The organism is Arthrobacter sp. CAN_A6, assembly GCF_015751715.1.
Classification (GTDB): Bacteria; Actinomycetota; Actinomycetes; order Actinomycetales; family Micrococcaceae; genus Arthrobacter_D.
In genome coordinates this window covers 1-2549 of sequence record NZ_JADOUV010000041.1, presented here as the reverse complement: position 1 = coordinate 2549, position 2549 = coordinate 1, and the positions used below count along the sequence as shown (strand labels likewise).

3 protein-coding genes are annotated in these 2549 nt (G+C 61.1%); 2 read left to right on the top strand and 1 reads right to left on the bottom strand.

Features of this window, described 5'->3' with window-relative positions; translation table 11 throughout:
• Positions 1-553: 553 nt before the first annotated feature.
• Positions 554-1234, bottom strand: coding sequence for an SGNH/GDSL hydrolase family protein (locus IWX75_RS17465; RefSeq protein ID WP_196823527.1), 681 nt, complete (start codon positions 1232-1234; stop codon positions 554-556).
• A 261-nt stretch (positions 1235-1495) separates the two neighbouring features.
• On the opposite strand from IWX75_RS17465, the gene IWX75_RS17460 reads away from it, so the two are divergent.
• Together IWX75_RS17460 and IWX75_RS17455 are read left to right on the top strand one after the other, a co-directional pair.
• Positions 1496-1828, top strand: coding sequence for an ArsR/SmtB family transcription factor (locus tag IWX75_RS17460; RefSeq protein WP_196823526.1), 333 nt, complete (start codon positions 1496-1498; stop codon positions 1826-1828).
• Positions 1829-1839: 11 nt separating this feature from the next.
• Positions 1840-2334, top strand: coding sequence for an SRPBCC family protein (locus IWX75_RS17455; protein ID WP_196823525.1), 495 nt, complete (start codon positions 1840-1842; stop codon positions 2332-2334).
• The last annotated feature ends 215 nt before the right edge of the window (positions 2335-2549 follow it).

Genomic DNA, 2549 nt, shown 5'->3' with positions numbered 1-2549 from the left:
CACACTATTGAGTTCTCAAACAACAGACACTATCGACACCAAACACAACCAAAACCGTCATGTCCTCGCTCCGAAGCAACTTTTCAATCCTACCCCCACCAGCCGGTTGAAGCAAATCAGCCCTCCCGCTCTGCCTCCGGTCCAAAACCGGCCACAAAAACAGAACAACCAACCGCCACAAGTGACAACAAATTCGAGGCCGATCCCGAGCTCGTGCACTGCACACGCCGGAACGGCTTCAGAAATTCAAGGGGGTTTGTCGCCCACACCGGGGCAACTCCCCAACTATACGACACCACCCCCATCACCACAAATCCACGCATCACGCCCGCTCTCGGCCCCGGCGCCACCCTCCAACGCTACAGAAAGCAGATGGTACACGCGGGGCGACCACGGCAACCGGAAGCGGTGATCTCCCCTATCGGCTGGCAGGAGGCAGCGTACGGGCCGCCGTCCCGGATGACCGGCTGCCCGACGAATATTGCTTGCTGAAACCGGTGCCGTCGACCATCCCTGAAGCTCCTCATTCCGACCCTGCTGCCGCTGCGTAATCTCACCGGCTGGCGGCACAGCGTCTTCCACCGATGATCAGGGAGCGGCAGGCATCCTGTTCGGGGTGAATGGCGGCTGCGATGGCCTGCGCTATTTTCCTGCCGCCCCGGACGGAGGGCTCGACCGGGTTCGCGTAATCCCGGTCCTCGTTGCAGATGAGTCGAAGGTCGATCAAGGATGCGCCGAAGGAAAAGGCCGCTCGCGTTATCTGGTCGTTGAACAGGGCCAACGCCGTCCTGACCAGCCGCTGGTCGGGATCGGAGGGCGGCGTGTCATAGATCGTGCAGAGAGTGAGAGCGAGACCCTCGACGGAAACTGCCCGAATCGTCGAAGCGTAGTTCATCGCGAACTGGTCTTGAGCGTCGCCAAGGATGCTGAGTGCTTCAGCAACGGAGCCGGCCTTCTGCTGCAGCAGGTGGGCATACCCCAGTGCGTCGTTCCCACCAACGCTCACGACCAGGTGCGTCGCACCGGGCGGGAGTGATCGAACCTGCCGCACGACGCCGGTCGTCACGTCCCCGTCCACTGCCAGCAGGGTGCACTTCCACCCCGGCGCGAGCTCTTCCCTAAGTTGCGCCACCACGTCCGGTCCACCACCTACGTAGGACTTGTTGTCGAAGATGGAATCGCCGAGCAGAACGACGTGACCCGGAGTACTGGGCTCAACCGTGTCATCTGTCACCTTGACCTCCCGTCAACCGACCCCAGAAGAAATGTCTCCTGATGCCTCATGCCGCTCGAGCACGTAGGAATCCGGCAAAGTTACTCTCTCGAACAGCGATCTGCCCATCGTCCCCTTCAGTATTCACCCGTCACCAGGCAGAACGGGCTGCGGACGCTGGATTCTGAAGCGCCGCGGCGTTCGGAAGTGACTCCCGAAACGCACATTCCGACCCAACAGACCTCTTGACATGACCCGCCGCCGGAACTAAATTACAACCAAATGGTTGTATATCAGCTCGACGAAGCCGACTTGGACCGCCTGTTCCAGGCGTTCGCTGACTCTACGCGCCGAGATATTCTCGCCCGGGTCCTGACGCGGGAGTACTCGGTAACAGGTTTGGCCGCGCAGTACGCAATGAGTTTTGCCGCGGTACAAAAACATGTCGCGGTATTGGAGCGCGCGTCCCTCGTAAGGAAGGAGAAGCGCGGAAGGGAGCAGATTGTGCACGCTCATCCTGAAGGCTTGATAAGGGCACAACGGCTGCTCGACGAGTACGAGCTGATCTGGCGACAGCGTGTTGACCGGATCGCTGACATTCTCACTGAGGGATAAGGAGCACCATCATGACCGTTATCAGCTCGCAGAGGGACGCTGAGGCACTGAGCTTCACCATCACCGCCGAGTTCGAGGCAACCGTAGAGCGCGTATGGCGGATCTGGGAGGATCCGCGCCAGCTCGAACGCTGGTGGGGCCCGCCAACCTGGCCGGCGACGTTCGAGAGCCACAACTTCGTGCCTGGTGGAACGGCCGGCTACTTCATGACGGGACCAGACGGCGAAAAGAGCCGAGGATGGTGGCGGTTCACCGCCATAGACGCCCCGAACCGCCTTGAGTTCGAGGACGGTTTCGCCGACGAGAAGGGCGACCCGGTAGCGGAGATGGGAACCACCCGCGCTGTAGTCACCCTGGAGTCGGTCGACAACCGTACGCGCATGACGACTACGTCGAAGTTCGAGAGCGTAGAGCAGCTCGAGCAGATGCTCTCGATGGGCATGGAGGAGGGCATGATGCAGGCGATGAGCCAGATCGATGCCATCCTCGAACCCGCGGCCGTCTGAGACGAGGCGGCACGAGAGAGCCTTTCCTCGATCGTCACGGATGTGACGATGCCAGATGTGCGGCGCTGCTGCGTTTGGCAACCCAACTCTGCTTGGCGGGTTGGGTGTCGTTGGGTGGTGGGTGTGGTGTTTAAAGGGGCAGAGGCCCCACCGGTGGTGGGGCCTCTGGCCTGTAATGGTTGTCCGGCGGTGTCCTACTCTCCCACACTCTCTCG

Coding starts and splice junctions, on each gene's coding strand:
- IWX75_RS17455 (WP_196823525.1), top strand. CDS start 1,840: ATGACCGTTATCAGCTCGCAGAGGGACGCTGAGGCACTGAGCTTCACC.
- IWX75_RS17460 (WP_196823526.1), top strand. CDS start 1,496: ATGGTTGTATATCAGCTCGACGAAGCCGACTTGGACCGCCTGTTCCAG.